This is a genomic window from Mesorhizobium sp. M2A.F.Ca.ET.039.01.1.1, assembly GCF_003998035.1.
Lineage (GTDB): Bacteria > Pseudomonadota > Alphaproteobacteria > Rhizobiales > Rhizobiaceae > Mesorhizobium.
Genome location: NZ_RZRY01000563.1, coordinates 1 through 4160, shown reverse-complemented (window position 1 = coordinate 4160; position 4160 = coordinate 1). Strand labels below are relative to the sequence as shown.

Below are 4160 nucleotides of genomic sequence, written 5' to 3'. Positions count from 1 at the left end.
TGGCGAGATAGCCTTCGGTGACGAGCTGGTCGTAAGCGGCAACGATGGTGTTGCGGCCAAGGCCGAGCTCAGCGGCCAAGGCGCGGGTGGAGGGAAGCTCCGAGCCGGGGGGCAGCGCGCGGCTGCGGATGATGGCGACGAGGCCGTGATAGAGCTGGCGCGAGAGATGCTCCGGGCCGGCGCGGTTCACGGTGAGCGTGTCGAGGGGGAAGGGTTGGGGTTTGGCGTGCGGGCGCATGGGTTACGCCCGCCCATAGGTGCATTGGTGTGCCGCGGCGGGCTTGGCTTCCGACGTCGAGTTCCTTCGCCCCACTCTCTGTCCTGCCGGACTGCCCGGCCCTTCGCTGCCGCTCAGGGCTTTCGTCGCTCGGAAAGCCAAGCAATTGGCTTCCCGTCCGCTGCGCGGACCGCTCCTCAACCCCCTCAAGGGGGGAGATTGGATGTCGCGCCGGCTTTCGCCAATCGCCAACGTTGCAAGGGGAACGCCAGGGCTGAAGCTGCCAATCTCCCCCCTTGAGGGGGAGATGTCCGGCAGGGCAGAGAGGGGGGCCTCGCGCCGACGCTCGATCATTTCCAGATTTCCCATCCCCCATCCTGCCACAGCGACCCTGCCGTCACAAACTGGTTCCTTCATTTTCCAGAAAACTGGCCCTCGCGATGGAGACAGAGCGGCGTAGACTTCGCTCATAGACGTTGGGGATAAGACGTCGGCGCAAGACGGGGAAGACAAAGTCCGGGCAAGGCAACTGGGAGGCTGCCGGCCGGACAGGCAAGGCGAGCGCGATGCATCGCCCGCCGCAGGCATGAAGCCATTTCCCTCCCGAGACCATGAACCCCGCAGCCATCCTGGCCGCGGGGCGGAAAGCGAGCAATGACGACAGTTCGACTTGGCATCAACCCGATCACCTGGACCAATGACGATGTGCCGGAACTGGGCGGCGACACGCCGCTCGAGACCTGCCTCGCCGAGACCGCCGAGGCCGGCTATGCCGGCACCGAGCTTGGCGGCAAGTTCCCGCGCGACAGCCGCGCGCTTCGGCCAATCCTCGACCATTACGGGCTGGCGCTGATCTCCGGCTGGTATGACGGGCGCATCTGCGAGAAGGAGGTCGACGAGGAGTTCGAGGCGATCCGGCCGCATCTGACTTTATTGCGCGATCTCGGCGCCAGGCGCGTCGTCTATGCCGACACCTCGCGCGGCCGGCATGGCGCGATCCATGACCCGATCTCGCAGCGGCCGAAGCTGATGGACGGCGAATGGAAGGCCTATGGCGCCAAGATCACCAGGCTCGCCGAGCGGTTCTCCGATTTCGGCGTCGGCATGGCCTTCCACCATCACATGGGCACGATCGTCGAGACCGACACGGAGATCGACCGGCTGATGCACAGCACCGGCGAGGCGGTCGGCCTTCTCTACGACACCGGGCACTGCGCCTTTTCGGGCGGCGACCCGGAGCAATTGCTGCGCCGGCATGTCGAGCGCGTCGTGCATGTCCATTGCAAGGATGTGCGCCCGGCGATGCTGAAGAAGGCGCGCGAGGCCGACATGAGCTTCATGGGCGCGGTGATGGAAGGCATCTTCACCGTGCCAGGCGACGGCGCGATCGACTATGCGACGCTGCTCAAGATCCTCGCCGGCCAGGGCTATTCCGGCTGGCTGGTGGTGGAGGCCGAGCAGGACCCGGCCAAGGCGCACCCCTTGACCTATGCGACGATGGGGTATCGCAATCTGAAGAAGCTGGCGCAGGGCGCGGGCTTCTATGTCCACGAGCGCGCAAAGGAGGTCCGCCATGCCGGCTGAACGCAAGGTCGTCATAAACATCGACGATGTCGGCATGTGCCATGGCGCCAATGTCGCCTATCTCAAGCTGAAGCGCGCCGGCGCCGTCGACAGCGGCTCGGTGATGGTGCCCTGCCCGTGGTTCCTGGAGATCGCCGAGGAAGGGGCGAAGGACGCCTCGCTCAATCTCGGCGTCCACATCACGCTCACCTCGGAGAAGAAATACTACCGCTGGCGGCCGCTGACCAAGGCGAGCCAGGCCTCCGGCATCGTCGATGGCGACGGCTACCTGTTCCGCTCGGTGCCGGAATTGCGCGCCAAGGGCGAGCCGGAAGCGGTGGAGGCCGAGATGCGGGCGCAGATCGATGCGGCCAAGGCCGCGGGGCTGTCGCTCACCCATATGGACGGGCATATGGGCGCGGTGTTCTCGCCGGAATTCGTCGACCGCTACCCGGCTGTCGGCATCGACTACGGCCTGCCGACGCTGTTCCCGAAAAGCATCTCGGTCTATGGGCCGATCCACAATCTGGGCCCGCTGGACGATAGCGTCTTCTCCGCGCCGGGCAAGCGGCTGGAGCAAGCCGGCGAGACGCTGGCAAGCGCGGTGCTGGAGACGCCATGGCACCGCAACCAGCCAGCCCGGGCGCGCTACGAGGCGCTGTTCGGCCAGATCGGCGACGGGCTCAACTTCCTTTGCCTGCATGCCAACGCGCCTGGCGAGATCGAGGTGATCGAGCCCAGCTCGGCACAGATCCGCATCGACGAATTCGACCTGCTTCCAGACCCGGATTTCATGGCCTTCGTGGAGGGACTGTCCATCCGCCGCGGCACGCTCCGGGACTTTCGAGCATGACGAAAGCGGCCTGACCGGGAGGGTCGAGGCCGAGACTAATGCATGTCGCCCAAAAGTGCGAAGCGGTTTTGGGAGAACGACGTGCATCAAATCAAAGGCTTAAAGCGTGTCGCCTGAATCCGTTTCAGCGCGAAACGCTTTAAGGACGACAACGATAACTTGAGGAGAACCACTATGAGTGCCTTATTCTCGATGTCCGGACTGCGAAATGCGCTGAGCGCGGCGGCGCTCTCGCTCGCCTTTGCCGGCGCCGGCATTCTGCCAGCGCCGGCCCAGGTGAAGAAGGAAAGCGATGTGCGCATCGTCTTCGTCACCCACGGCCAGGCCAACGACGTCTATTGGAGCGTGGTGAAGAACGGCATGCAGGCCGCCGCCCAGCAGCTCGGCGTCAAGGTCGAATACCAGGCGCCGGAAACCTTCGACGTGGTGCGCATGGCGCGCATGATCGAGGCCGCCACGGCCTCGAAGCCGGACGGGCTGGTCGTCTCCATTCCCGACATGGACGCGCTGAAGGCGCCGGTGGAAGCGGCCAAGGCCGCCGGCATTCCGGTGGTGGTCATCGACAGCGGCGAGGAAGCGGTGGAGCCCTGGGGCCTCGACCTCTTCGTCGGCGGCGGCTCCGAATATGACAACGGCGTCAAGGCCGGCGAGATCATGGCCAAGGCCGGCGTCAAGAAGGGCGTCTGCATCAATCACGAGGTCGGCAATGTCAGCCTCGACAAGCGCTGCGAAGGCTACAAAGAAGAGCGGCGGCTCCTCCGACGTGGTGGCGGCCACGATGGACCCGACCGACGTGACGCGCCGCGTCGAGGGCTATCTCACCGCGCATCCGGACGTCACCGGCGTGCTGACGCTGGGCCCGACGGTCGCCGCGCCGCTGCTCAAGATGTTCGAGGACGCCGGCACGATCGGCAATTACAAGATCGGCACGTTCGACCTGTCGCCCGAGATCCTCTATGCCGTCGCCAAGGGCACGATGATGTTCGGCATCGACAACCAGCAATATATGATGGGCTACTATCCGGTCGTCTTCCTCACCAACAAGGCGATGTACAAGACCTTCCCGACATCGGCCGTGCGCACCGGTCCGTCCTTCATCATGAAGGAGGACGCGGCCGCCGTGCGCGATCTCAGCAAGGCCGGCATCCGCTGATGCTATAATGGCCCGCCGGCGAAAGGCGCTGGCGGGCCCTTGTTGGATGCCCTGGACGCTTATTGGGATGACGATCGTGACCGAAGCTCTGAACCCGGCTCACCCGCCCGAGCCGAAGCCCGTTTCGCGACGCCTGGTGCGCCTGATGCGGCGGCCGGAGCTCGGCGCCATCACCGGCACCATCATCGTGTTCCTCGCCTTCGGCATCACCGCCGGCAACAGCGGCCTGTTCTCGATGGCCGGCATCGCCAATTTCCTGCAGGTGTCGGCGCAGCTCGGCATCCTCGCCGCAGCGGTGGCGCTGCTGATGATCGGCGGCGAGTTCGATCTTTCCCTCGGCTCGATGATCGGCTTTGCCAGCGTCACCATCGGGC

At 65.3% G+C, this 4160-nt stretch carries 7 protein-coding genes; 4 read left to right on the top strand and 3 right to left on the bottom strand.

Annotation, left to right across the window (positions count from 1 at the left end):
* On the bottom strand, positions 1-238 hold a 238-nt coding region (locus EOA24_RS29295; RefSeq protein WP_127410346.1), incomplete at its 3' end, for a winged helix-turn-helix domain-containing protein.
* Positions 239-871: 633 nt separating this feature from the next.
* On the opposite strand from EOA24_RS29295, the gene iolE reads away from it, so the two are divergent.
* Together iolE and EOA24_RS29280 are read left to right on the top strand one after the other, a co-directional pair.
* Positions 872-1801: a myo-inosose-2 dehydratase gene (gene iolE / locus EOA24_RS29285; RefSeq protein ID WP_126080057.1), complete on the top strand. Its 930-nt coding sequence runs from the start codon at positions 872-874 to the stop codon at positions 1799-1801.
* Positions 1791-2633, top strand: a complete 843-nt coding sequence (locus EOA24_RS29280) for a polysaccharide deacetylase family protein (RefSeq protein WP_245467294.1) — start codon at positions 1791-1793, stop codon at positions 2631-2633. The genes iolE and EOA24_RS29280 overlap by 11 nt, the downstream gene beginning before the upstream one ends.
* Before the next feature lie 86 nt (positions 2634-2719).
* Here EOA24_RS29280 and EOA24_RS43385 read toward each other — a convergent pair whose 3' ends face one another.
* Both EOA24_RS43385 and EOA24_RS43380 read right to left on the bottom strand, forming a co-directional pair.
* Positions 2720-2935, bottom strand: coding sequence for a hypothetical protein (locus EOA24_RS43385; RefSeq protein WP_245501881.1), 216 nt, complete (start codon positions 2933-2935; stop codon positions 2720-2722).
* Positions 2936-2968: 33 nt separating this feature from the next.
* A complete protein-coding gene (locus EOA24_RS43380) occupies positions 2969-3322 on the bottom strand; it encodes a hypothetical protein (RefSeq protein ID WP_245501880.1) in 354 nt (117 codons plus the stop codon).
* A 17-nt stretch (positions 3323-3339) separates the two neighbouring features.
* Here EOA24_RS43380 and EOA24_RS29270 point away from each other — a divergent pair, with 17 nt between their 5' ends.
* Positions 3340-3786, top strand: a complete 447-nt coding sequence (locus EOA24_RS29270) for a substrate-binding domain-containing protein (protein ID WP_189354317.1) — start codon at positions 3340-3342, stop codon at positions 3784-3786.
* A gap of 76 nt (positions 3787-3862) precedes the next feature.
* Positions 3863-4160, top strand: a 298-nt coding sequence (locus EOA24_RS29265) for an ABC transporter permease (protein WP_245501879.1), incomplete at its 3' end; no start/stop codon positions are given.